At 74.3% G+C, this 22,420-nt stretch carries 23 protein-coding genes; 1 reads left to right on the forward strand and 22 read right to left on the reverse strand.

Translation table 11 applies throughout. The annotated features are described in order from the left end of the window. The 14 genes from RM780_RS17565 to pyrR form a co-directional block, all read right to left on the reverse strand. On the reverse strand, nt 1-505 hold a 505-nt coding region (locus RM780_RS17565), incomplete at its 3' end, for a primosomal protein N' family DNA-binding protein (RefSeq protein ID WP_449657201.1). 121 nt (nt 506-626) lie between these two features. Beyond that, nucleotides 627-1,850: a methionine adenosyltransferase gene (metK, locus tag RM780_RS17570; RefSeq protein ID WP_311631700.1), complete on the reverse strand. Its 1,224-nt coding sequence runs from the start codon at nt 1,848-1,850 to the stop codon at nt 627-629. Between the two features lie 217 nt (nt 1,851-2,067). Next, nucleotides 2,068-3,288 (reverse strand): bifunctional phosphopantothenoylcysteine decarboxylase/phosphopantothenate--cysteine ligase CoaBC, encoded by a 1,221-nt coding sequence (gene coaBC / locus RM780_RS17575; protein WP_311631701.1) that lies wholly within the window; start codon nt 3,286-3,288, stop codon nt 2,068-2,070. Nucleotides 3,289-3,420: 132 nt separating this feature from the next. After that, a complete protein-coding gene (gene rpoZ / locus RM780_RS17580) occupies nt 3,421-3,693 on the reverse strand; it encodes a DNA-directed RNA polymerase subunit omega (protein WP_311631702.1) in 273 nt (90 codons plus the stop codon). Nucleotides 3,694-3,738: 45 nt separating this feature from the next. Beyond that, nucleotides 3,739-4,290 carry a guanylate kinase gene (gene gmk, locus RM780_RS17585; RefSeq protein WP_311631703.1) on the reverse strand — a complete coding sequence of 184 codons (552 nt, stop codon included), beginning with the start codon at nt 4,288-4,290 and terminating at the stop codon, nt 3,739-3,741. 71 nt (nt 4,291-4,361) lie between these two features. Continuing rightward, entirely contained in the window at nt 4,362-4,685 is a 324-nt protein-coding gene (locus RM780_RS17590; RefSeq protein ID WP_311631704.1) for an integration host factor, read from the reverse strand. Nucleotides 4,686-4,914: 229 nt separating this feature from the next. Next, nucleotides 4,915-5,718, reverse strand: coding sequence for an orotidine-5'-phosphate decarboxylase (gene pyrF, locus RM780_RS17595; protein ID WP_394813002.1), 804 nt, complete (start codon nt 5,716-5,718; stop codon nt 4,915-4,917). 38 nt (nt 5,719-5,756) lie between these two features. Further along, on the reverse strand, nt 5,757-6,935 hold the full coding sequence (locus RM780_RS17600; RefSeq protein WP_311631707.1) for a quinone-dependent dihydroorotate dehydrogenase: 1,179 nt from the start codon (nt 6,933-6,935) through the stop codon (nt 5,757-5,759). Further along, nucleotides 6,932-10,255, reverse strand: coding sequence for a carbamoyl-phosphate synthase large subunit (carB, locus tag RM780_RS17605; protein WP_311631708.1), 3,324 nt, complete (start codon nt 10,253-10,255; stop codon nt 6,932-6,934). The genes RM780_RS17600 and carB overlap by 4 nt, the downstream gene beginning before the upstream one ends. Next, nucleotides 10,248-11,411 (reverse strand): glutamine-hydrolyzing carbamoyl-phosphate synthase small subunit, encoded by a 1,164-nt coding sequence (gene carA, locus RM780_RS17610; protein WP_311631709.1) that lies wholly within the window; start codon nt 11,409-11,411, stop codon nt 10,248-10,250. The genes carB and carA overlap by 8 nt, the downstream gene beginning before the upstream one ends. Then, a complete protein-coding gene (locus RM780_RS17615; RefSeq protein ID WP_394813000.1) occupies nt 11,408-12,022 on the reverse strand; it encodes a PH-like domain-containing protein in 615 nt (204 codons plus the stop codon). The genes carA and RM780_RS17615 overlap by 4 nt, the downstream gene beginning before the upstream one ends. 136 nt (nt 12,023-12,158) lie before the next feature. Then, nucleotides 12,159-13,463, reverse strand: coding sequence for a dihydroorotase (locus tag RM780_RS17620; RefSeq protein WP_311631710.1), 1,305 nt, complete (start codon nt 13,461-13,463; stop codon nt 12,159-12,161). Continuing rightward, the gene (locus RM780_RS17625; protein ID WP_311631711.1) at nt 13,460-14,452 is read right to left on the reverse strand and encodes an aspartate carbamoyltransferase catalytic subunit; all 993 of its coding nucleotides are present in this window, start codon (nt 14,450-14,452) and stop codon (nt 13,460-13,462) included. Before RM780_RS17625 ends, RM780_RS17620 begins: the two co-directional genes overlap by 4 nt. A 72-nt stretch (nt 14,453-14,524) precedes the next feature. After that, on the reverse strand, nt 14,525-15,100 hold the full coding sequence (gene pyrR / locus RM780_RS17630) for a bifunctional pyr operon transcriptional regulator/uracil phosphoribosyltransferase PyrR (RefSeq protein WP_311631712.1): 576 nt from the start codon (nt 15,098-15,100) through the stop codon (nt 14,525-14,527). Between the two features lie 196 nt (nt 15,101-15,296). On the opposite strand from pyrR, the gene bldD reads away from it, so the two are divergent. Then, the gene (gene bldD / locus RM780_RS17635) at nt 15,297-15,797 is read left to right on the forward strand and encodes a transcriptional regulator BldD (protein WP_077062573.1); all 501 of its coding nucleotides are present in this window, start codon (nt 15,297-15,299) and stop codon (nt 15,795-15,797) included. 75 nt (nt 15,798-15,872) lie between these two features. Here bldD and nusB read toward each other — a convergent pair whose 3' ends face one another. The 8 genes from nusB to aroC all read right to left on the reverse strand — a co-directional run bounded on the left by nusB (nt 15,873) and on the right by aroC (nt 22,386). Then, nucleotides 15,873-16,298 carry a transcription antitermination factor NusB gene (nusB, locus tag RM780_RS17640; RefSeq protein WP_311631713.1) on the reverse strand — a complete coding sequence of 142 codons (426 nt, stop codon included), beginning with the start codon at nt 16,296-16,298 and terminating at the stop codon, nt 15,873-15,875. A gap of 2 nt (nt 16,299-16,300) precedes the next feature. Further along, a complete protein-coding gene (gene efp / locus RM780_RS17645) occupies nt 16,301-16,867 on the reverse strand; it encodes an elongation factor P (RefSeq protein WP_311631714.1) in 567 nt (188 codons plus the stop codon). A 66-nt stretch (nt 16,868-16,933) separates the two neighbouring features. Continuing rightward, nucleotides 16,934-18,052 carry an aminopeptidase P family protein gene (locus RM780_RS17650; protein ID WP_311631715.1) on the reverse strand — a complete coding sequence of 373 codons (1,119 nt, stop codon included), beginning with the start codon at nt 18,050-18,052 and terminating at the stop codon, nt 16,934-16,936. A 77-nt stretch (nt 18,053-18,129) separates the two neighbouring features. Continuing rightward, nucleotides 18,130-18,828 carry an AAA family ATPase gene (locus RM780_RS17655; protein ID WP_311631716.1) on the reverse strand — a complete coding sequence of 233 codons (699 nt, stop codon included), beginning with the start codon at nt 18,826-18,828 and terminating at the stop codon, nt 18,130-18,132. A gap of 172 nt (nt 18,829-19,000) precedes the next feature. Further along, the gene (aroQ, locus tag RM780_RS17660; RefSeq protein WP_311631717.1) at nt 19,001-19,453 is read right to left on the reverse strand and encodes a type II 3-dehydroquinate dehydratase; all 453 of its coding nucleotides are present in this window, start codon (nt 19,451-19,453) and stop codon (nt 19,001-19,003) included. 112 nt (nt 19,454-19,565) lie between these two features. Beyond that, a complete protein-coding gene (gene aroB / locus RM780_RS17665; RefSeq protein ID WP_311631718.1) occupies nt 19,566-20,678 on the reverse strand; it encodes a 3-dehydroquinate synthase in 1,113 nt (370 codons plus the stop codon). Beyond that, nucleotides 20,675-21,202, reverse strand: a complete 528-nt coding sequence (locus tag RM780_RS17670; RefSeq protein ID WP_311631719.1) for a shikimate kinase — start codon at nt 21,200-21,202, stop codon at nt 20,675-20,677. Before RM780_RS17670 ends, aroB begins: the two co-directional genes overlap by 4 nt. Then, the gene (gene aroC, locus RM780_RS17675; protein ID WP_311631720.1) at nt 21,199-22,386 is read right to left on the reverse strand and encodes a chorismate synthase; all 1,188 of its coding nucleotides are present in this window, start codon (nt 22,384-22,386) and stop codon (nt 21,199-21,201) included. Before aroC ends, RM780_RS17670 begins: the two co-directional genes overlap by 4 nt. Nucleotides 22,387-22,420 lie beyond the last annotated feature (34 nt).

A 22,420-nucleotide genomic window follows, 5' to 3' on the forward strand; every position in this document is an offset into this window, starting at 1 on the left:
GCTCGGCGCGGGCCATGCGGGGCGGAACGGCCAGCTGCACGACGTCGGCCAGCGCCCCGGCGTACCGGTCGGCCACGGCCCGGCACAGCCGCAGCAGTCCGGGGCTCAGGACGGGCTCGGTGGAGAGCACCTGGGCGAGCGGGGCGAGGACGCCGGGGAAGTCGGTCTCCGCGCGGCGCTCGACGATGAAGCCGTTGATCAGGCCGCCGCCCTCCCGGCGGCCGGCGCGCTGCCCGGCGCCGAAGCGGACCCGGACCCGGACGCCGGGCCTGGCCTCCTCGTCCATGGCGGCGGGGACGGCGTAGTCGAAGAGGCGGTCGAGGTGGACCAGACCCTTGTCGACGAGGACGCGGGCGACGGGCAGCCGCTCGGCGACCGGCGCGCCGCGCCAGGTGCGGGGGCGGGCCCTGGGCGGGCGGGGCACGCGGGGCGCGGGGCCGCGGACCAGCGCGAGCTGCTCGCCGCCGGTCCCCTCCCCCGCGCCGTCCTCCGGTGTCGCCTCCACGCAGGTCAGTACACCAGACGGCACGGACAGGCCCGGCCTCTCCCGCGGCGGGGAGAGGCCGGGCCGGAGGAAACGTCCGCGGCCGGCCCGGGAACGCGCGGTCCCGGGGCGCGGCGGGCGGTCACAGGCCGGCGGCGGCCCGCAGCGCGTCGACGCGGTCGGTGCGCTCCCAGGTGAAGTCCGGCAGCTCGCGGCCGAAGTGGCCGTAGGCAGCGGTCTGGGCGTAGATCGGGCGCAGCAGGTCGAGGTCGCGGATGATGGCGGCCGGGCGCAGGTCGAAGACCTCGCCGATGGCGTGCTCGATGCGCTCGGCGGGAACGGTGGCGGTGCCGAAGGTCTCCACGAACAGGCCGACGGGCTCGGCCTTGCCGATGGCGTAGGCGACCTGGACCTCGCAGCGGGCGGCGAGGCCGGCCGCGACGACGTTCTTGGCGACCCAGCGCATGGCGTAGGCCGCGGAGCGGTCCACCTTGGAGGGGTCCTTGCCGGAGAACGCGCCGCCGCCGTGGCGGGCCATGCCGCCGTAGGTGTCGATGATGATCTTGCGCCCGGTCAGGCCGGCGTCGCCCATGGGGCCGCCCACCTCGAAGCGGCCGGTGGGGTTGACCAGCAGCCGGTAGCCCTCGGTGTCGAGCTTGATGCCGTCGTCCACCAGGGCCTTCAGCTCGGCCTCGACGACGAACTCGCGGATGTCGGGGGCGAGCAGCGAGTCGAGGTCGATGTCGCCGGCGTGCTGGCTGGAGACGACGACGGTGTCCAGCCGGGCGGCCTTGTCGCCGTCGTACTCGATGGTGACCTGGGTCTTGCCGTCGGGCCGCAGGTAGGGGATGGTGCCGTTCTTGCGGACCTCGGAGAGCCGGTGCGAGAGGCGGTGCGCCAGGCGGATGGGGAGCGGCATCAGCTCGGGCGTCTCGTCGCAGGCGTAGCCGAACATCAGGCCCTGGTCGCCCGCGCCCTGGCGGTCCAGCTCGTCAATGTCCTCACCTGCGGCGGCACCCTCGACGCGGGCCTCGTAGGCGGCGTCCACGCCCTGCGCGATGTCGGGCGACTGGGCGCCGATGGAGACGGAGACGCCGCAGGAGGCGCCGTCGAAGCCCTTCTTGGAGGAGTCGTAGCCGATCTCCAGGATCTTGTTCCGCACCAGGGACGCGATGGGGGCGTACGCCTTGGTGGTGACCTCGCCGGCCACGTGCACCAGGCCGGTGGTGATGAGGGTCTCCACCGCCACCCGGGAGGTCGGGTCCTCCTTGATGAGGGCGTCCAGGATGGTGTCGCTGATCTGATCGGCGATCTTGTCGGGGTGACCCTCGGTCACGGACTCCGAGGTGAAGAGACGGCGGGACACATCGCTCCCTTGGTTGCAGCGGCTGCTGACTGACGCTCGGTGACCGGCCCGGGCTCTGGCGCGGTCGGCGTCAGTGTAGCCCTCGGCCCGGACCGCGCCCGCCGGGGCGCAGGGGCACCGGTCAGGGTTTCCCTACAGTAGCGGGCGGGCGGCGGTTGCGGGAGGGGAAGTCCGCCCTGTGGGCAGCCCGCCGGAGGCACCCCGGCGCGCGGGCGGGTCAGTGCGCGGCGGAGGCCCAGCGGGCGGCCACGGCGTCCCAGATCCGGTCGGCCAGGACCTCCTTGGGGCCGCGGGGGACGTGGGTCTCGCCGCCGGAGGCGTCCAGGACGACCGCCTCGTTCTCCTCGGTGCCGAACGCCAGGCCCTCGCCGACCTGGTTGACCACCAGCAGGTCGCAGCCCTTGCGGGCCAGCTTGGCGCGGCCGTTGGCCAGCACGTCGTCCGTCTCGGCGGCGAAGCCGACGACGACCTGGCCGGGGGCCGGGCGGGCGGCCGACAGCTCGGCGAGGACGTCGGGGTTGCGGACCAGGGCGACGGGCTCGGGGTCCCGGCCCTCCTGCTTCTTGATCTTGTTCGCCGCGCGGGAGGCCGGGCGGAAGTCGGCCACGGCGGCGGCCATCACGACCGCGTCGGCGTCGGCGGCGGCCTTGAGCACGGCGGTGCGCAGCTCCTCGGCGGTGCCCACGGGGACGACCTCGGCGCCGGCCGGGTCGGGCAGGGCGGTGTTGGCGGCGACGAGGGTGACGCGGGCGCCGCGGGCGGCGGCGGTGCGTGCCAGGGCGTAGCCCTGCTTGCCGGAGGAGCGGTTGCCCAGGTACCGCACGGGGTCCAGCGGCTCGCGGGTGCCGCCGGCGCTGATCACGACGTGCCGCCCGGCCAGGTCCGCGGCGTCGGCCGCGGCTCCGCGGGCCAGGACGCGGCGGCACAGCTCGAAGATCGCGTCGGGGTCGGGGAGGCGGCCCTTGCCGGTGTCGGCGCCGGTGAGCCGGCCCACGGCGGGCTCGACGACCACGGCGCCGCGCTCGCGGAGGGTGGCGACGTTGGCCCGGGTCGCGGGGTGCTCCCACATCTCGGTGTGCATGGCGGGGACGAACACCACGGGACATCGGACGGTGAGCAGGACGTTGGTCAGCAGGTCGTCGGCGCGGCCCCCGGCGGCGCGGGAGAGGACGTCCGCCGTGGCCGGGGCGATGACCAGCAGGTCCGCCTCGCGGCCGATGCGCACGTGCGGGACCTCGTGGACCTCGTCCCAGACCTCGGTGGCCACCGGCTCGCCGGAGAGGGCGGCCCAGGTGGGCGCCCCGACGAAGCGCAGCGCGGAGGCGGTGGGCACCACCCGGACGCGATGCCCGGACTCGGTGAACAGCCGCAGCAGCTCGCACGCCTTGTAGGCGGCGATGCCGCCGCCCACCCCGAGAACCACCCGGGTCTGGTCCATGCCGGTCCTTTCGGTCAGCTCAGGGTCGGTCGGCTCGGGGCCCTCCGGCGGCCCGGACAGGCCACGGGCCCGGCGGCCACCGCGGTGGCGCCGGGCCCGGTGCGCGCGGAGCGCCGCGGCGGAGGGAAGGCCCTAGTCGGCGGGGCCCTCGACCGCCTCGGAGGTCAGCAGGCCGGCGTTGATCTCCCGCAGGGCGATGGACAGCGGCTTCTCGTGGACGTGGGTGTCCACCAGCGGGCCGACGTACTCCAGGAGGCCCTCGCCGAGCTGCGAGTAGTACGCGTTGATCTGCCGGGCCCGCTTGGCCGCGTAGATCACCAGGCTGTACTTCGAGTCGGTGGCCTCGAGCAGCTCGTCGATCGGCGGGTTGATGATGCCCTCGGGCGTGGTGATGGAGGAGGACACGCTCTGCCTTCCGCGTCGGCTACAGGGTGGTGCTGGATGTGCTGGTCAACGGACCAAGGCTAGCAGCTCGGCGGCGACGGCCTCGACGGAGGTGTTGACGAGGGTGACGTCGAACTCCGGCTCGGCGGCCAGCTCCGTCCTGGCCACGGCCAGCCGCCGCTCGATCACCTCGGGCGGCTCGGTGCCCCGGCCCGTGAGGCGGCGCACCAGCTCCTCCCAGCTGGGCGGGGCGAGGAAGACGAGGCGGGCCTCCGGCATCGACGCGCGCACCAGCCGGGCGCCCTGGAGGTCGATCTCCAGGAGGACGGGGTCCCCCGCCGCGAGCCGGTCCTGCACGGCCCGGCGGGGGGTCCCGTAGCGGTTCCCGGCGAACCGGGCCCACTCCAGCAGCTCGCCGTTGGCGATGAGCTTGTCGAACTCCTCGTCGTCCACGAAGAAGTAGTGCACGCCGTGCCGCTCTCCGGGGCGTGGCTTCCGCGTGGTGGCGGAGACGGAGAGCCACACCTCCGGGTGGGCCTTGCGCATGTGGGCGACGACCGTGCTCTTGCCAACCCCTGACGGGCCGGAGAGCACGGTCAACCGCGGACGATCGGTCATGCGGTGATTATCCCGTTCCCGCGGCCAGGGGGAAAACGGGCGCCGACGAGCCCGTTAGGCCCGGGTTGACCTCAGGCGGCACCGGTGCCGAACTCGCGCTCAAGAGCGGCGATTTGATTGGTTCCGAGGCCGCGGACCCGGCGGCTTTCGGAAATGCCGAGCCGCTCCATGATCTGGCGGGCACGGACCTTGCCGACGCCGGGCATCGACTCCAGCAGAGCACTGACCTTCATCTTGCCGATGACATCGTTCTCCTGGCCCTGCTTGATGACCTCGTGCAGCGAGGCGCCGGAGTGCTTGAGCCGATTCTTGACCTCGGCGCGCTCCCGGCGAGCCGCGGCGGCCTTCTCAAGCGCGGCTGCGCGCTGTTCAGGGGTTAGGGGCGGAAGAGCCACGCCTACGTCACCTCGGGTGTCGAACTGTCGGATAGGGAATGGTGAGGAACCTAGTAGTCCCGCACCGATGGAGCAACGAGCAACGCGCCCGGGGCTCCGCTCTCGACGGAGACTAGCGGCAGCGGCGCCAATTAGTCAGGGAGAATCGACAAAAAGTCCTGGTCAGCCTCGACCCCGGCACGACATATCAGGCATATCCCCACGCCCGGCTCCGCATCGCGACGACTGGTTACGCTCCGGTAGCGAACGCTCGGGCGAACGCTTCGGCCTCCCGCTCGGCGGCGGCACGCAGTGCCATCGGGGAGGGCCCGTGCCGCAGCAGGTCACGGCCCACGGCGGGCAGGACGTTGCCCAGCGCGTCCCCGAACACCCGTGGCAGGTCCGCCGCGGTGGCCCCCTGGGCGCCCAGACCGGGCGCCAGGAGCGGGCCGTTGACGTTGAGGTCGGCGCCCGCCTCGTCGAGCGTGGCGCCGACGACCGCGCCGAAGGAACCCAGCGGTGCCGCACCGGCGTTCTCGGCCGCGAGACCGTCCAGCACGGCCTGGGCGACCTGCCGGCCGTCCCCGCCGGTGGCGCGCTGCACCCCCGCGCCCTCGGGGTTGGAGGTGAGCGCGAGCACGAAGACGCCGCAGCCGCTCGCGCGGGCGAGGTCCAGAGCGGGCCGCAGGGCGCCGAACCCAAGGTAGGGGCTGAGGGTCACGGCGTCCGAGAAGAGCGGGGCGCCCTTGTCCAGGTAGGCACTCGCATAGGCGCTCATGGTGGAGCCGATGTCCCCGCGCTTGACGTCGAGCACCACGAGCGCGCCGGCCGCGCGCGCCTCGGCCACCGTGCGCTCCAGCACCGCGATCCCTCGCGAGCCGAAGCGTTCGAAGAAGGCCGACTGAGGCTTGAACGCGGCCACTTGCCCCGCCAGCGCCTCCACGGCGGTGGCGCAGAAGCGCTCCAGGCCGCCGACGTCGTCGGGCAGGCCCCAGGCCGAGAGGAGCGCGGGGTGCGGGTCGATGCCGGCGCACAGCGGGCCGCGCCGGTCCATGGCGCGGCGCAGCCGGGCGCCGAAGGGCTCGCTGGCGGTCACGGGGCCTGCCTCTCGGATGCGGGGCCGCGCCGCGGGCGGGTCGCGGCGGCGGACGGGGCGGGCGCCCGGTGCGCGGCGGTGCCCACCGCCTCGGCCAGGGTGGCGTAGGGGCTGGCGGCCAGCCGCTCGGCCAGGCCGCGGTGGACGCGGCGGGCCCAGCCCGGCCCGCCGTAGATGAAGCCGGTGTACCCCTGCACCAGGGTGGCGCCGGCCAGGATGCGCTGCCAGGCGTCCTCGGCGGTCTCGACGCCGCCGACCCCGATGAGGGTCAGCCGCCCGCCGGCGCGCAGGTAAAGGCGGCGCAGCACGGCCAGCGCGCGCTCGCGCACGGGCGCCCCGGACAGGCCCCCGGCGCCCGCGGCCCGCACCGCGCCCTCGGCGGTGGCGAGATCGGCGCGGGAGATCGTGGTGTTGGTGGCGATGATGCCCTCCAGGCCCAGCTCCAGGGCGAGGTCCGCGACGGCGTCCACGTCCTCGTCGGCGAGGTCGGGGGCGATCTTCACCAGCAGCGGGACCCGCCGCCCGGGCACCGCGCGTTCGGCCGCCTCGCGGACGGCCGTCAGCAGCGGGCGCAGCCGGTCGGCGGCCTGGAGGTCGCGCAGGCCGGGGGTGTTGGGCGAGGAGACGTTGACGACCAGGTAGTCGGCGTGCGGGGCGAGGAGTTCGGTGCCCGCGACGTAGTCGGCCACGGCGCGCTCCTCGGGAACGGCCTTGGTGCGGCCGATGTTGACCCCGACCACCGGGCCGGGGCGCGGGCGCCGGGCCAGGCGGGCGGCGACGACGGCGGCGCCGTCGTTGTTGAAGCCCATCCGGTTGATCAGCGCCCGGTCCTTGGGCAGCCGGAAGAGGCGCGGGCGCGGGTTGCCGGGCTGGGCGCGGCCGGTGACGGTGCCGATCTCGACGTGGCCGAAGCCGAGCAGCGCCAGGCCGGCCGTTCCCGTGGCGTTCTTGTCGAAGCCGGCCGCCAGGCCAAGCGGCCCGGGCAGGTCCAGGCCCAGGGCGCTGACCCGCAGTTCGGGCGGGGTGGGCGCGAAGGCCGCGGCCACGGCCCCGCGCAGGGCGGGGACCCGGGCGGCGGAGCGGATCAGGCCGGAGGCCAGGCCGTGGGCCCGCTCGGGGTCGATCCGGCACAGGGCGGCGCGGAAGAAGAGGTCGTAGGCGGTCAACGCGCTCACCGGCCGTCGCGGGCGGCGGTCAGGCGGCGGGCGTGCTCCTGGAGGGAGCACACCCCGACCTCGCCGCGCCCCAGGGCGTCGATGCCCTGAACGGCCGCGGCCAGGGCCTGCACGGTGGTCAGGCAGGGGATGCCGCGGGCGACGGCGGCGGTGCGGATGTCGTAGCCGTCCAGCCGTCCGCCGGTGCCGTAGGGGGTGTTGACGATGAGGTCGACCTTGCCGTCGTGGATGAGCTGCACGATGGTGGGCTCGCCCGCGGGGCCCTCGCCGTCGCCCTGCTTGCGCACGACGGTGGCGGCGATGCCGTTGCGGCGCAGCACCTCGGCGGTGCCGGAGGTGGCCAGCAGCTCGAAGCCGTGCTCGACCAGGGCGCGGGCGGGGAAGATCATCGCGCGCTTGTCCCGGTTGGCCACCGAGACGAACGCCCGGCCCTTGGTGGGCAGCGCCCCGTACGCGCCGGCCTGGGACTTGGCGTAGGCGGTGCCGAAGACCTCGTCGATGCCCATGACCTCGCCGGTGGAGCGCATCTCGGGGCCCAGGACGGTGTCCACGCCGCGGCCCTGGACATCCCGGAAGCGGGACCAGGGCATGACCGCCTCCTTGACGGAGATCGGCGCGTCCATCGGCAGGGTGCCGCCGTCCCCGCGGGCCGGGAGCACGCCCTCCGCGCGGAGCTGGGCGACGGTGGCGCCCAGGGAGATCCGGGCGGCGGCCTTGGCCAGCGGAACGGCCGTGGCCTTGGAGGTGAAGGGGACGGTGCGGGAGGCACGGGGGTTGGCCTCCAGGACGTAGAGGATGTCCCCCGCCAGCGCGAACTGGATGTTGATCAGGCCGCGCACGCCCACGCCGCGGGCGATGGCCTCGGTGGAGGCGCGCAGGCGCTTGATGTCGTGCCCGCCCAGCGTGATGGGCGGCAGGGCGCAGGCGGAGTCGCCGGAGTGGATGCCGGCCTCCTCGATGTGCTCCATCACGCCACCCAGGTACAGCTCCTGTCCGTCGTAGAGGGCGTCGACGTCGATCTCGATGGCGTCGTCGAGGAACCGGTCGATGAGGACGGGGTGTTCGGAGATCAGGCCGGCGTGGCGGCGCAGGTACTCCGCGAGCGCCGGCTCGTCGTACACGATCTGCATGCCGCGCCCGCCCAGGACGTAACTGGGCCTGACCATCACGGGGTAGCCGATGCCGGCGGCGATGGAGGCGGCCTCCTCGAAGGAGAAGGCGGTGCCGTACTTCGGGGCGGGCAGCCCGGCCTCGGCCAGGACGCGGCCGAACGCGCCGCGCTCCTCGGCGAGGTTGATGGCCTCGGGCGAGGTGCCGGCGATGGGCACGCCGTTGTCCTTCAGGGCCTGGGCGAGCCCGAGGGGAGTCTGGCCGCCGAGCTGCACCAGGACCCCGGCGACGGGGCCCGCCTGCTGTTCGGCGTGCACGATCTCCAGGACGTCCTCCAGGGTGAGCGGCTCGAAGTAGAGCCGGTCGGAGGTGTCGTAGTCGGTGGAGACGGTCTCGGGGTTGCAGTTGACCATCACGGTCTCGTAGCCGGCCTCGCTGAGGGCGAAGCAGGCGTGGACGCAGGAGTAGTCGAACTCGATGCCCTGGCCGATGCGGTTGGGCCCGGAGCCGAGGATGATGACGGCCGGCTTCTCGCGCGGGGTGACCTCGGTCTCCTCGTCGTAGGAGGAGTAGAGGTAGGGGGTGCGGGCGGCGAACTCGGCCGCGCAGGTGTCCACCGTCTTGTACACCGGGCGCACGCCCAGGGCGTGGCGGACCTCGCGCACCACGTCCTCGCGCAGGCCGCGGATGCCGGCGATCTGGGCGTCGGAGAAGCCGTGGCGCTTGGCGGTGGCCAGGAGGTCGGGGGTGAGCTGGGGGGCGGCGGCCAGGTCCTGGGCGATCTCGTGGATCAGGAAGAGCTGGTCGACGAACCAGGGGTCGATGCGGGTGGCGTTGGTGACCTCCTGGGGGGTGGCGCCGGCGCGGATGGCGTTCATGACGGTGTTCAGGCGGCCGTCGGTGGGGGTGCGGGCGGCGGCGAGCAGGGCGTCCTTGCCGCCGAGGGCGGCGGGGTCGCCGGAGAAGTCGAAGGGGGCGTCCTTCTTCTCGACCGAGCGCAGGGCCTTGTTCAGGGCCTCGGTGAAGTTGCGGCCGATGGCCATGGCCTCGCCGACCGACTTCATGGTGGTGGTGAGGCTGGCGTCGGCGGCCGGGAACTTCTCGAAGGCGAACCGCGGCACCTTGACGACGACGTAGTCCAGCGTCGGCTCGAAGGAGGCGGGCGTCTTCTCGGTGATGTCGTTGGGGATCTCGTCCAGCGTGTAGCCGATGGCGAGCCGGGCGGCGATCTTGGCGATCGGGAAGCCGGTGGCCTTGGAGGCGAGGGCGGAGGAGCGGGAGACCCGGGGGTTCATCTCGATGACGACGATCCGGCCGTCGTCGGGGTTGACGGCGAACTGGATGTTGCAGCCGCCGGTGTCGACGCCGACCTCGCGGATGACGGCGATGCCGACGTTGCGCAGGATCTGGTACTCGCGGTCGGTGAGGGTCATCGCGGGGGCGACGGTGATGGAGTCGCCGGTGTGGACGCCCATGGGGTCGAGGTTCTCGATGGAGCAGACCACGACGACGTTGTCGTTCCGGTCGCGCATCAGCTCCAGCTCGTACTCCTTCCAGCCGAGGATGGACTCCTCCAGGAGCACCTCGGTGGTGGGCGAGAGGGCCAGGCCCTGCCCGGCGATGCGGCGCAGCTCCTCCTCGTCGTGGGCGAAGCCGGAGCCGGCGCCGCCCATGGTGAAGGAGGGCCGGACCACCACGGGGTAGCCGCCCAGCTCGGCGACGCCGGCCAGGACCTCGTCCATGGTGTGGCAGATGACGGAACGCGCCGACTCGCCGTGCCCGGTGGCGGCCCGGACGGCGGCGACCACGTCCTTGAAGCGGTCGCGGTCCTCGCCCTTGCGGATGGCCTCGACGTTGGCGCCGATCAGCTCGACGCCGTGGGCGGCCAGGGTGCCGGACTCGTGCAGGGACACGGCGGTGTTGAGCGCGGTCTGGCCGCCGAGGGTGGGCAGGAGGGCGTCGGGCCGCTCCTTGACGATGATCTTCTCGACGAACTCGGGGGTGATCGGCTCCACGTAGGTGGCGTCGGCGATCCCGGGGTCGGTCATGATCGTGGCCGGGTTGGAGTTGACCAGGATGACCCGCAGGCCCTCGGCCTTCAGCACGCGGCAGGCCTGCGTGCCGGAGTAGTCGAACTCGGCGGCCTGGCCGATGACGATCGGTCCGGATCCGATGACCAGGACGGAGCGGATGTCGGTGCGCTTAGGCACGCCGGTCCTCCATGAGCTTCACGAAGCGGTCGAACAGGTAGGCGGCGTCGTGCGGGCCGGCCGCCGCTTCGGGGTGGTACTGGACGCTGAAGGCAGGGCGGTCGAGCAGGCGCAGGCCCTCCACCACGTTGTCGTTGAGGCAGACGTGGGAGACCTCGACGCGGCCGAAGGGCGTCTGCGAGACCCGGTCCAGGGGGGCGTCCACGGCGAAGCCGTGGTTGTGCGCGGTGACCTCGACCCGGCCGGTGGCCAGGTCCTTGACCGGCTGGTTGATGCCGCGGTGGCCGTACTTCAGCTTGAAGGTGCCGAAGCCCAGGGCGCGTCCGAGGATCTGGTTGCCGAAGCAGATCCCGAACAGCGGGGTGCCGCGGTCGAGAACGCCGCGCATGACGTTCACGGCGTGGTCGGCGGTCGCGGGGTCCCCGGGGCCGTTGGAGAAGAACACCCCGTCGGGGGCGAGGGCGTAGATCTCCTCCAGGCCCGCGGTGGCGGGCAGCACGTGCACCTCGATGCCGCGCTCGGCCATCCGCTGCGGGGTCATGCCCTTGATGCCCAGGTCGACGGCGGCCACGGTCAGCCGCTTCTCCCCCACCGCCGGGACCACGTAGGGCTCGGTGGTGGCGACCTCGGCGGCGAGGTCGGCGCCGGCCATTCCGGGCGAGGAGCGCACGCGTTCCAGCAGGGCCTCGGTGCCGGCCAGTGCGGCGCCGGAGAAGATCCCGGCGCGCATGGCGCCGCGCTCGCGCAGGTGGCGGGTCAGCGCGCGGGTGTCCACGCCGCTGATGCCGACGACGCCCTGGGCGGCCAGCTCCTCGTCCAGGGTGCGCACGGCGCGCCAGTTGGAGGGCAGGCGGGCGGGGTCGCGCACGACGTACCCGGCCACCCAGATGCGGCGGGACTCGGGGTCCTCGTCGTTGACGCCGGTGTTGCCGATGTGCGGGGCGGTCATCACGACCACCTGGCGGTGGTAGGACGGGTCGGTCAGGGTCTCCTGGTACCCGGTCATGCCGGTGGAGAAGACGGCCTCCCCGAAGGTCTCGCCGACCGCGCCGTAGGCCCGGCCGCGGAAGGACCGGCCGTCCTCCAGCACGAGCACGGCGGGGGCGGCGGCGTGCGGGGCGCGGCCGGGGGCGGCCGCGGGGGTCGGGGGAGTCACTGTCTGCCCTCCTGGGGGGTGGTGCGGTCCGGGGTGCCGGGGGCCGTGAGGGCGGGCGGGGCGCCGAGGGCGTCGATCCAGGCGGCGTGCTCGGCAGCGCGGTCGGAGCGGAAACCCGAGTCGAGCAGCCGGCCGCCGTGCTCCCAGGTGATCACGAGCAGTCCGCCCTCGGTGAGGACCTTGCCGGCGATCCCCTTCTCCGGCCGCGCGCCGCGCAGGCTGCCGGAGGGGATGTGGAAGTCGGCGGCGCCCGGCCGCAGCACGGTCACGCCCTCGGCGGTGAGGGTCATCTCGGCCCGGCTGCGGGTGCCCAGGCCGTGCGCGACGATGCGGTCCAGCCAGCGGCCGGCGGTGGTGCTGCCGTGGTACCGGCCGGTCAGCCGCAGGCGCGGCTCGCCCGGCTCCTCGGGCGGGGCCGGCAGGGGCGGGAGGTCGCCCTGAAGGGTGGCGCGCCACTTCCAGCCCTCCCGCATCAGCCAGTAGACCAGGGCGATGAACAGCAGCAGCCCGATCACCCAGCCGATCCGGGCGGCCCAGTCGGTGACCTCGGCGGACCGGCGCTCGGCGCCCTCGGCCGCCAGCGCGGCGGTCAGCAGCGCGGAGGCGTTCACTGTGCCTCCTTGATCGCTTCTCCGCCCGCGCGGCAAGGCGCGGCCATCACGGGAATCCGCGGCCCGGCAGCCGCGCTGGGGGTACCTCCCGCCCCCAGGCTTCGCCCGGGGGGACCCCCACGCGGGGGAGCGCCGCTCATGTGGGCACCCCGTCCCGGACGGTGGCCCGGCCGCGCAGGAAGGTGTGCGTGACCCGGCCGGGCAGCTCCAGGCCGCGGTAGGGGCTGTTGCGGCTGCGGGAGGCGAAGCCGGAGGGGTCGACCACCGCGCGGTGCGCCGGGTCGTAGAGGGTGAGGTTGGCGGGCTCGCCGGGGGCGACGGGCCGGCCCTGGCCGCCCAGGCGGCCGATGGCGGCGGGCCGGGCGGACATCCGGTCGGCCAGGCCCGCCCAGTCCAGCAGGCCGGTGTCGACCATGGTGTGCTGCACGACGGACAGGGCGGTCTCCAGCCCGATCATCCCCATGGCCGCGGCGGGCCACTCGCAGTCCTTGTCCTCGTGCGGGTGCGGGGCGTGGTCGGTGGCCACGCAGTCGATGGTGCCGTCGGCCAGGGCCTCGCGCAGCGCGCGGACGTCGGCCTCGGTGCGCAGCGGCGGGTTGACCTTGTAAACCGGGTCGTAGGAGCGGACCAGGTCGTCGGTGAGCAGCAGGTGGTGGGGCGTGACCTCAGCGGTGACCTGCCAGCCCTTGGACTTGGCCCAGCGGATCAGGTCCACCGAACCGGCCGTGGAGAGGTGGCAGACGTGCACGCGGGAGCCGACGTGGGCGGCCAGCAGGACGTCGCGGGCGATGATCGACTCCTCGGCGGCGGCGGGCCAGCCGGCCAGGCCCAGCTCGGCGGAGACGGCGCCCTCGTTCATCTGGGCGCCCTCGGTCAGGCGCGGCTCCTGGGCGTGCTGGGCGATGACCCCGTCGAACGCCTTCACGTACTCCAGCGCGCGGCGCATGATCACCGCGTCGTCCACGCAGCGGCCGTCGTCGGAGAAGACGACCACGCCGGCGGCCGAGTCGTGCATGGCGCCCAGCTCGGCGAGCTGCTTGCCCTCCAGGCCGACGGTGACGGCGCCGACGGGCTGCACGTCGCAGTACCCGGACTCCCGGCCCAGGCGCCAGACCTGCTCCACGACCCCGGCGGTGTCCGCGACGGGGAAGGTGTTGGCCATGGCGTGGACGGCGGTGTAGCCGCCGGCCGCGGCGGCCCGGGTGCCGGTGAGGACGGTCTCGGAGTCCTCCCGGCCGGGCTCGCGCAGGTGGGTGTGGAGGTCGACCAGACCCGGCAGGAGGACCAGGCCGCCGGCGTCGATCGTCTCGGCGCCCTCGGCCGTGAGGCCGGGGCCGGCGGCAGCGACGCTCTCCCCCTCGATGAGCACGTCCGTCGGCGGGCCGCCGAGCAGGCTCGCGCCGCGGATCAGGGTCCGCCGCTTCTCGCTCGTGGGGCTCATGGCTGGGGGGCCTCCTCAGTGGTGCGGGTGGTGACGGCGGGGCCGGAGCCGCCGAGCAGGAGATAGAGCACGGCCATCCGGACGCTGACGCCGCCGGAGACCTGCTCCACGGCGGTGCAGCGCGGGGAGTCGGCCACCTCCGCGGTGATCTCCATGCCGCGGTTCATCGGACCGGGGTGCATGACGACGGCGTGTCCTGGCATCCGCGCCATCCGGTCCCCGTGCAGGCCCCAGCGCCGGGCGTACTCGCGCTCGGTGGGGAAGTAGGCGGCGTTCATCCGCTCGCGCTGCACGCGCAGCATCATCACGGCGTCGGACTTGGGCAGCACGGCGTCCAGGTCGTAGGAGACCGCGCAGGGCCAGTGGTCGATGCCCACCGGCAGCAGGGTGGGCGGGGCGACGACGGTGACCTCGGCGCCCAGGGTGGTGAGCAGGTGGATGTTGGAGCGGGCCACCCGGCTGTGCAGGATGTCGCCGACGATGGTGACGCGGCGCCCGGCGAGGTCGGCGCCGCGAGCGCCCTCGGGCCCGCCGCCGGAGAGCCTGCGGCGCAGGGTGAACGCGTCGAGCAGCGCCTGGGTCGGGTGCTCGTGGGTGCCGTCCCCGGCGTTGATCACGCTGCCGCCGATCCAGGCGGAGGTGGCCAGCCGGTGGGGGGCGCCGGAGTCGTGGTGGCGGATGACCACCGCGTCGGCGCCCATGGCCTCCAGGGTCAGCGCGGTGTCCTTCAGGGACTCGCCCTTGGAGACCGAGGAGCCCTTGGCGGAGAAGTTGATGACGTCGGCCGAGAGCCGCTTGGCGGCGGCCTCGAACGAGATGCGGGTGCGGGTGGAGTCCTCGAAGAAGAGGTTGACGACGGTCCGCCCGCGCAGGGTCGGGAGCTTCTTGATCGGCCGGTCGGCGACGCGGGCCAGCTCCTCGGCGGTGTCGAGGATCAGCACCGCGTCGTCGCGGGTGAGGTCGGTGGCCGAGATGAGGTGGCGCTTCATCTGGTGCCTTCCGTGGGTCAGGGCAAGCGTGGGCTGCGGTCGTGCCGGGGCGTCGGGCGGCGCGGGCGGGCGCTACCGCTCGCGGGCCGCTGCGGGCTCGCCGTCGCCGAGCAGCACGCCGTCCCGGCCGTCCTCCTCGGTGAGCAGGACCCTGACCGTCTCCCGCAGGGAGGTGGGGATGTTCTTCCCGACGTAGTCGGCGCGGATGGGCAGTTCGCGGTGGCCGCGGTCGACGAGGACGGCCAGCTGCACCGCGCGGGGGCGGCCGATGTCGTTGAGCGCGTCCAGGGCGGCCCGGATGGTGCGGCCGGAGAAGAGCACGTCGTCCACCAGGACGACGAGCCGGCCGTCGATGCCGTCGCCGGGGATGTCGGTGGCGGCCAGGGCGCGGGCCGGGCGCAGCCGCAGGTCGTCCCGGTACATCGTGATGTCCAGGGAGCCGACCGGGACGGGGCCTCCGGTGATCTCGCGCAGCCGGTCGGCGAGCCTGCGGGCCAGGAAGACACCGCGGGTGGGGATGCCGAGCAGGACCACGTCGCCCGCGCCCTTGGCGCGTTCGACGATCTCGTGGGCGATGCGGGTGAGGGCCCGGGCGATGTCGGGGGGCTCCAGTACGGAGCGCGGGGCCGCGGGCATGCTGGTGTCCATCGTGTGAAGGACCTCCTTCCCCGCCTCACGGGACGGGCCTTAAAGGACGTCGGCCGAACGCCACGACCATACCAGGGGCCCCGGCACGCTCAGCATTGCCCCTGGTCAGAGACCGACTGGCCCCTCCCCGCTTGACGAGCTGCATTACGCTGCGTAACCTCACAGTGAGTTACGAAGTAGCCGTCCGGGGAGATACATGTCCAGCGAATACGCCAAACAGCTCGGAGCGAAGCTCCGCGCCATCCGCACCCAGCAGGGTCTGTCGCTTCACGGGGTCGAGGAGAAGTCGCAGGGCCGCTGGAAGGCGGTCGTGGTCGGTTCCTACGAGCGCGGCGACCGGGCCGTGACCGTGCAGCGCCTCGCGGAGCTGGCGGACTTCTACGGGGTCCCGGTGCAGGAGCTGCTGCCCGGCTCCACGCCCGGCGGCGCCGCCGAGCCTCCGCCGAAGCTCGTGCTCGACCTGGAGCGCCTGGCGCACGTGCCCAGCGAGAAGGCCGGGCCGCTCCAGCGATACACCGCGACGATCCAGAGCCAGCGCGGCGACTACAACGGCAAGGTGCTGTCCATCCGTCAGGACGACCTGCGCACACTCGCCGTGATCTACGATCAGTCGCCGTCCGTGCTGACGGAGCAGCTGATCAGCTGGGGCGTGCTGGGCGCGGACGCCCGCCGGGCCGTGCAGGCCGAGGAGGGCTGACACACGGGGCGGGGGCCGCGCGGCCCCCGCCCCGTGTGTCCCCCGGGCCGCCCTCGCGGGCGGGCCGGGGGAGTCTCAGCCGTCCAGGGTCGGCTTGAGGTCCTTCAGGCGGCCGAGGAGGCCGTTGACGAAGGCCGGCGAGTCGTCCGTGGAGAACTCCCGGGCCAGCTGCACGGCCTCGTCGAGCACCACGGCGTCCGGGATGTCCTCCTGGCACAGCAGCTCGAAGGTGGCCAGCCGCAGGATGTTCCGGTCCACGCCGGGCATCCGGTCCAGGGGCCAGCCCACGGTGTGCCGGGCGAGCAGGCCGTCGATCCGCTCGGCGTGGCCCGCGTAGCCCTCGACCAGCGCGCGGGCGTAGTCGCTGACCGGCGGCTGCCGGTGGTCGTCCTTCGCCAGCCGCACCCAGTCGGCGAGGACCTCCGTGGGGGCCGCTCCGCGCTGGTCGGCCTCGAAGAGGATCTGCAGGGCGCGTTTACGGGCCTTGCTGCGGGCAGCCACGGCTAGCTGTTCACCCGGCCGAGGTAGTCGCCGGAACGGGTGTCGACCTTGATCTTCTCGCCGGTGGTGATGAAGAGGGGCACGCCGATCTCGTACCCCGTCTCCAGGCGGGCGGGCTTGGTGCCGCCGGTGGAGCGGTCGCCCTGCACCCCCGGCTCGGTGTACTCGATGACCAGCTCGACGGCGGCCGGAAGCTCCACGAACAGCGGGTTGCCCTCGTGGATGGCGACCGTGCAGTCCTGGCCCTCCAGCAGGTAGTTGGCGGCCTGGCCGACGGTCTCGGGGGTCAGCGGCAGCTGCTCGAACGTCTCGGTGTCCATGAAGACGTAGTCCGGGCCGTCCTTGTACGAGAACTGCATGCCCCGCCGGTCGACGGTGGCGGTCTCCACCTTGGTGCCCGCGTTGAAGGTCCGGTCGACCACCTTGCCGGAGAGTACGTGCTTCAGCTTGGTGCGCACGAAGGCACCGCCCTTGCCGGGCTTGACGTGCTGGAACTCGACAACGGACCAGAGCTGGCCCCCGTCGAGCTTGAGCACCATGCCGTTCTTGAGGTCGTTCGTGGTCGCCACGGTCGCGGAATCTCCTACAGACAGCTTGCTGATGACCGCGGTCTCCCCCCGCCGCGCGCGTCAGCGCTACAGGGCGAGGAGCTCCTTGGTCGTGATGGTGAGTAGCTCGGGTCCGCCGTCCGCGGTCGAGCGGACGACGAGCGTGTCGTCGATCCGGACACCGCCCCGGCCCGGAAGATGCACCCCCGGCTCGACGGTGACCGGCACGCAAGGGCCCAGTCTACCCATGGCGCCAGGTGACAACCGAGGGTCCTCCCCGATTTCCAGGCCGACCCCGTGCCCGGTCACCGGCCCCAGCGCGCCGCCGTGCCCGGCCTCGTCCAGCACCTGGCGGGCCGCCCGGTCCACCGCCCGGTACTCCACGCCGGGGGCCAGCGCCTCGCGGGCGGCCCGCTGGGCGGCGAAGACGACCTCGTACAGCTCGATCTGCCAGTCCGCGGGGCTGGTGCCGATGACGAAGGTCCGCCCGATCTGGCAGCGGTAGCCGCGGAAGCGCGCGCCCAGCCGCACGGTGAGGAAGTCGCCCTCCTCCACCCGCCGGTCGGTGGGCCGGTGCCCGGCCAGGCCCGAGTGGCTGCCGGTGGCGACCGAGGTGGGGAACGCGGGGCCGTCCGCGCCGTGGTCCACCAGGCGGCGTTCCAGTTCCAGCGCCAGGTGCCGCTCGGTGCGGCCGACCAGGATCGACTCCAGCAGCTCCCCCAGCGCCCGGTCGGTGATCTCGGCGGCCACCCGCAGGGCGGCGATCTCCTCCTCGTCCTTCACCAGCCGCTGCCGTTCCACGGCGCAGCCCAGGTCGCCCAGGGCCAGCCCTGGTGCCTGGGCCGTGAGCGCCCGGTGCCGGGCGACGGTCAGGTGGTGCTCCTCCAGGGCGACGGTCCCGGCGCCGCGCTCGGCGGCCAGCACGGCGGCGGCCGCGGCGGGGTCGGCGCCGTCCGGCAGGGGCTCGGCACGCAGCCCGCCGTCCTCCTCCCCGGGCCGGGGCCCGGCCGGGTCGGCGGCGGGGTTCCAGTGGCCGAAGAGGACGTCGCCGCCTGAGGGCGGGACCAGCAGCACCGCGCCGGCCGGGGCCCGGCCGGCCAGATAGCGGACGTTGGCCGGGCGGGAGACCAGGGCGGCGGCGCCGCCCGCTTCTTTCGCGCAGTGGGCGCGCAGCCGTGACCGCCGGGCCGCGTGTACCTCGGACATGTCCCGAGCCTACGCAGCGCCGCCGTTCCCAGCCGCCCGGAGGGGGCCGGTCGGGCGGGGGCCCGGCGCAGAGGCGGTCACCAGGCGGGCGGAGTGCTCAGGCTGCGGGCCACGGCGTCGTCCAGCATCCGGGCGGTCGTGGCCACGTCGTGGCGGGAATTGTCGATGATCGGCAGCCCCGAGCCGTACCAGCCGGCCATCCTGCCATGGATGGTGGCCACCTCCTCGCTGGACAGGCGCCGGGTGCCGGTGCGCGCGGCGTTCCGCTCCAGGACGACCTCCAGGCCGGGCAGCAGCACGATGGGGATCAGGCCGGGGCCCACGTGCCGCTTCCAGCCGCCCAGCCCGATGGCCGGGCGGTCGGGGAAGACGGCGTCGTCCAGGATGCAGGAGATGCCGTTGGCCAGGAAGTTGCGGGCGGCGAAGCCGCAGGTGCGGCGGGCGAGGCGGTACTGGGCCTCGGAGCGGTCGTCCCAGCCGGAGCGCGGGTCGGCGAAGCCGGAACGCACCCACTCGCGCACGTCGTCCAGGCTGATGTGCGCGGTGGGCACGGGGCGGCGCTCCGCCCAGTACCGGGCGACGGTGGTCTTGCCCGCGCCCGCGGGGCCGATGAGCAGGACCGCGACGCCCGCGCGGGCGGCCTCGGGGTACGCCCCGCCCGGCGCCGGGGTGGGCGCGGGCACGCCGCCGCCGGGGGGCAGGTGCAGGGGGTAGCCGGAGGTCCCGCCGTCCGGCGGGGCCGGCGGTGGCACGGGCATCCCGCCGGGCTGCTGCATCCGCTTCCCCTTCTCCGTCCTCGTCCGCTGCCGACAACACGCCGAGGGACACCGTACCCGGAAGGTCCCCGCAGGCTGCAACGGGCGGCGGGGCCCCGGGGTGCCCGGCCGGCGCCGGGAATCCCGCCGCTTTCGGCGGGCGCACCCCGGGTCGCCTGGCTCCCGGCTCCGGTCAGGCCGCCGGCCCCTCCCCCGCCTGCGCGGCGAGGGCGCGCAGCGCCAGCACGTAGGAGCCGATGCCGAAGCCGGCGATCGTGCCGCTGGCCACCGCCGCGATCACCGAGGTGTGCCGGAACTCCTCGCGGGCGTAGGGGTTGGAGATGTGCACCTCGATCAGCGGGGCGGTGCGCTGGGCGGCGGCGTCGCGCAGGCCGTAGGAGTAGTGGGTGAACGCCCCGGGGTTGAGGACCACGGGCAGGCGCTGGTCCGCGGCCTCGTGCAGCCAGCGGATCAGCTCGCCCTCGTCGTTGGTCTCCCGCACCTCCACGGCCAGGCCCAGTTCCGCGCCGGCGGCCGTGCAGCGCTCGACCAGGCCGGCGTAGGTGGTGGAGCCGTAGACGTCGGGCTCGCGGGAGCCGAGGCGGCCGAGGTTGGGGCCGTTGAGGACGAGCACGCGGGCGCTCACCGTGCCTCCTCGATCTCCCCCAGGCTCCGCCTGGGTGTGCTCCCGTATCCACCCGCGCGGCAAGGCGCGGCCATCGCCGGAGTCCGCGGCCCGGCAGTCGCGCGCCCGTCGCTCACGCGGCGATCTCCGCGTGCGCGGCCACCAGCATCCCCGGGTCGGGCGCCTCCAGGACGGCGGGGCGGGCCAGGCCCTCCAGGACGATGAACCGCAGCCGGTCGCCGCGGGACTTCTTGTCGATCCGCATCGTCTCCAGCAGCCGCGGCCACTGGTCGCCGCGGTAGGTGACGGGCAGGCCGACGGAGGAGAGCACCGCCCGGTGGCGGTCGGCGGTGGCGTCGTCCAGGCGGCCCGCGATCCGGCCGAGTTCGGCGGCGAAGACCATGCCGACGGAGACGGCGGCGCCGTGGCGCCAGGTGTAGCGCTCGTTCTTCTCGATGGCGTGGGCCAGCGTGTGGCCGTAGTTGAGGATCTCGCGGGGGCCGGATTCGCGCAGGTCGCCCGCGACGACCTGGGCCTTGACGCGGATGGAGCGCTCCAGCAGCTCGGCGGTGTGCGGCCCGCCGGGGCCGCGGGCGGCCTGCGGGTCGGCCTCGATCAGCGCCAGGATGGCGGGGTCGGCGATGAAGCCGGCCTTGATGATCTCGGCGAGGCCCGACACGTAGTCGTGCACCGGGAGCGAGTCCAGCGAGGCCAGGTCGCACAGCACCCCGGCCGGGGGGTGGAAGGCGCCGACGAGGTTCTTGCCCTCGGCGGTGTTGATGCCGGTCTTGCCGCCCACGGCGGCGTCCACCATGCCCAGCACGGTGGTGGGCACGGCGATCCAGCGCACTCCGCGCAGCCAGCTCGCCGCGACGAAGCCGGAGAGGTCGGTGGTGGCGCCGCCGCCCACGGCGACGACCACGTCGGTGCGGGTGAAGCCGGACTGGCCCAGCGCCTTCCAGCAGTAGGCGGCGACCGAGGCGGTCTTGGCCTCCTCGGCGTTGGGCACCTGCACGGCGATGGTCTCGTAGCCCTGGGCGGCGAGGTCCTCGCGGATCAGCTCGCCGGTCCCGGCCAGCGCCTCGGGGTGCAGCACCGCGACCCGGCGGGCCTCGGTGCCGATGAGGGCGGGCAGTTCGCCCAGGAGGCTGCGCCCGATCAGCACGTCGTAGGGCTGGGTCCCGGCGCTGCCGGGCACCGTGATCCGGGTGGGCTCGGCGGCCTGCGGGTCCTGGCTGGCGGTCATTCCGTTTCGCACTCCACATCGAGTTCCAGCGCCTCGCACACCGCCAGGACCACGTCCTGGGGGGTGCGTCCGGCGGTCGGGACGACCGCGCGGGCCACCTCCGCGTACAGCGGGCGGCGGCGTTCCATCAGCTCCCGCCAGTGGCGGCGGGGATTGACGGCGAGCAGCGGGCGGGGGGCGTCCAGGCCGACCCGGCGCACCGCCTCGGCGTCGGTGACGTCGAGGAAGACGACGGGCAGCCCGGCCAGCAGCGCGCGGGTCTCCGGGCGCAGCACGGCGCCGCCGCCCAGGGAGAGCACGCCCTCGTGGGCGGCCAGGGCCCGCCGCACGGCCTCGGCCTCCAGGTCGCGGAAGTACTCCTCGCCCTCCTCCAGGAAGAGGTCGGCGATGGTCTTCCCCGCGGCGCGCTCGACGTCGGCGTCGGTGTCGCGGACGGCCAGCCCCAGGCGTTCGGCCAGCAGGGCGCCTACGGTGGACTTGCCCGCGCCGGGCGGGCCCACCAGCACGACGGCCGGGCCCGTCACCTGATCTCCAGGGTGTCCAGGTAGCCGCGGACGTTGCGGCGGGTCTCGGTGACGCTGTCGCCGCCGAACTTCTCGGCCACGGCGTCCGCCAGCACCAGGGCGACCATGGCCTCGGCGACGATGCCGGCGGCGGGCACGGCGCAGACGTCGGAACGCTGGTGGTGCGCGCGGGTGGGCTCGCCGGTCGTGACGTCCACCGTGGCCAGCGCCCGGGGCACGGTGGCGATGGGCTTCATCGCGGCGCGAACGCGCAGGAGTTCGCCGGTGGACAGGCCGCCCTCGGTGCCTCCGGAGCGGCCGGAGGCGCGGCGCAGTCCGCCGGGCCCGGGCACGATCTCGTCGTGGGCCAGGGAGCCGGGGACGCCGGCCAGCGCGAAGCCGTCCCCGACCTCCACGCCCTTGATGGCCTGAATGCCCATCAGCGCGCCCGCGAGGCGGGCGTCCAGGCGCCGGTCCCAGTGCACGTGGGAGCCCAGCCCGACGGGGACGCCATGGGCGAGGACCTCCACGACGCCGCCGAGGGTGTCGCCGTCCTTGTGGGCCTGATCGATCTCCGCGACCATCGCCTCGCTCGCGGCCGGGTCGAAGCAGCGCACCGGGTCGTCGTCCAGCCGCGCGGTGTCGGCGGGGCCGGGCAGCGGCCCGCCCTCGGGGGCGCGGGCGGCGCCGAGGGCGACGACGTGGGAGACCAGCTCGATACCGGCGGTCTCCTTGAGGTAGGAGCGGGCGACGGTGCCCAGGGCGACGCGGGCGGCGGTCTCGCGGGCGGAGGCGCGCTCCAGCACGGGGCGGGCCTCGTCGAAGCCGTACTTCTGCATGCCCGCCAGGTCGGCGTGGCCGGGGCGGGGGCGGGTGAGGGGGGCGTTGCGGGCCAGCCCGGCCAGGACCTCCGGGTCCACCGGGTCGGCGGCCATGACCTGCTCCCACTTGGGCCACTCGGTGTTGCCGACCATGACGGCGACGGGCGAGCCGAGGGTGAGGCCGTGGCGGACGCCGCCGAGGAAGGTGACCTCGTCCCGCTCGAACTTCATCCGGGCTCCGCGGCCGTAGCCGAGGCGGCGCCTGGCCAGCGCGTCGGCCACCATGCCGGTGGTGACCGGCACCCCGGCCGGCAGCCCCTCCAGCGTCGCCACCAGTGCGGGGCCGTGCGACTCCCCCGCCGTCAGCCAGCGCAGCCTGCTCAACGGTGCTCCTTCAACGATGTGCGCGATGTGGTAC

It is taken from the genome of Streptomyces boetiae, assembly GCF_031845405.1.
Classification (GTDB): Bacteria; Actinomycetota; Actinomycetes; order Streptomycetales; family Streptomycetaceae; genus Streptomyces; species Streptomyces boetiae.

What these genes read in the sequence shown, in the direction of transcription:
- RM780_RS17625 (WP_311631711.1), bottom strand. Translation starts at nt 14,452, where the DNA reads ATGAAGCGCCACCTCATCTCGGCCACCGACCTCACCCGCGACGACGCG.
- aroB (WP_311631718.1), bottom strand. Translation starts at nt 20,678, where the DNA reads ATGACCGCCAGCCAGGACCCGCAGGCCGCCGAGCCCACCCGGATCACG.
- pyrF (WP_394813002.1), bottom strand. Translation starts at nt 5,718, where the DNA reads ATGGACCGGCGCGGCCCGCTGTGCGCCGGCATCGACCCGCACCCCGCG.
- RM780_RS17650 (WP_311631715.1), bottom strand. Translation starts at nt 18,052, where the DNA reads ATGTCCGAGGTACACGCGGCCCGGCGGTCACGGCTGCGCGCCCACTGC.
- pyrR (WP_311631712.1), bottom strand. Translation starts at nt 15,100, where the DNA reads ATGGACACCAGCATGCCCGCGGCCCCGCGCTCCGTACTGGAGCCCCCC.
- RM780_RS17620 (WP_311631710.1), bottom strand. Translation starts at nt 13,463, where the DNA reads ATGAGCCCCACGAGCGAGAAGCGGCGGACCCTGATCCGCGGCGCGAGC.
- RM780_RS17655 (WP_311631716.1), bottom strand. Translation starts at nt 18,828, where the DNA reads ATGCAGCAGCCCGGCGGGATGCCCGTGCCACCGCCGGCCCCGCCGGAC.
- coaBC (WP_311631701.1), bottom strand. Translation starts at nt 3,288, where the DNA reads ATGGACCAGACCCGGGTGGTTCTCGGGGTGGGCGGCGGCATCGCCGCC.
- gmk (WP_311631703.1), bottom strand. Translation starts at nt 4,290, where the DNA reads ATGACCGATCGTCCGCGGTTGACCGTGCTCTCCGGCCCGTCAGGGGTT.
- bldD (WP_077062573.1), top strand. Translation starts at nt 15,297, where the DNA reads ATGTCCAGCGAATACGCCAAACAGCTCGGAGCGAAGCTCCGCGCCATC.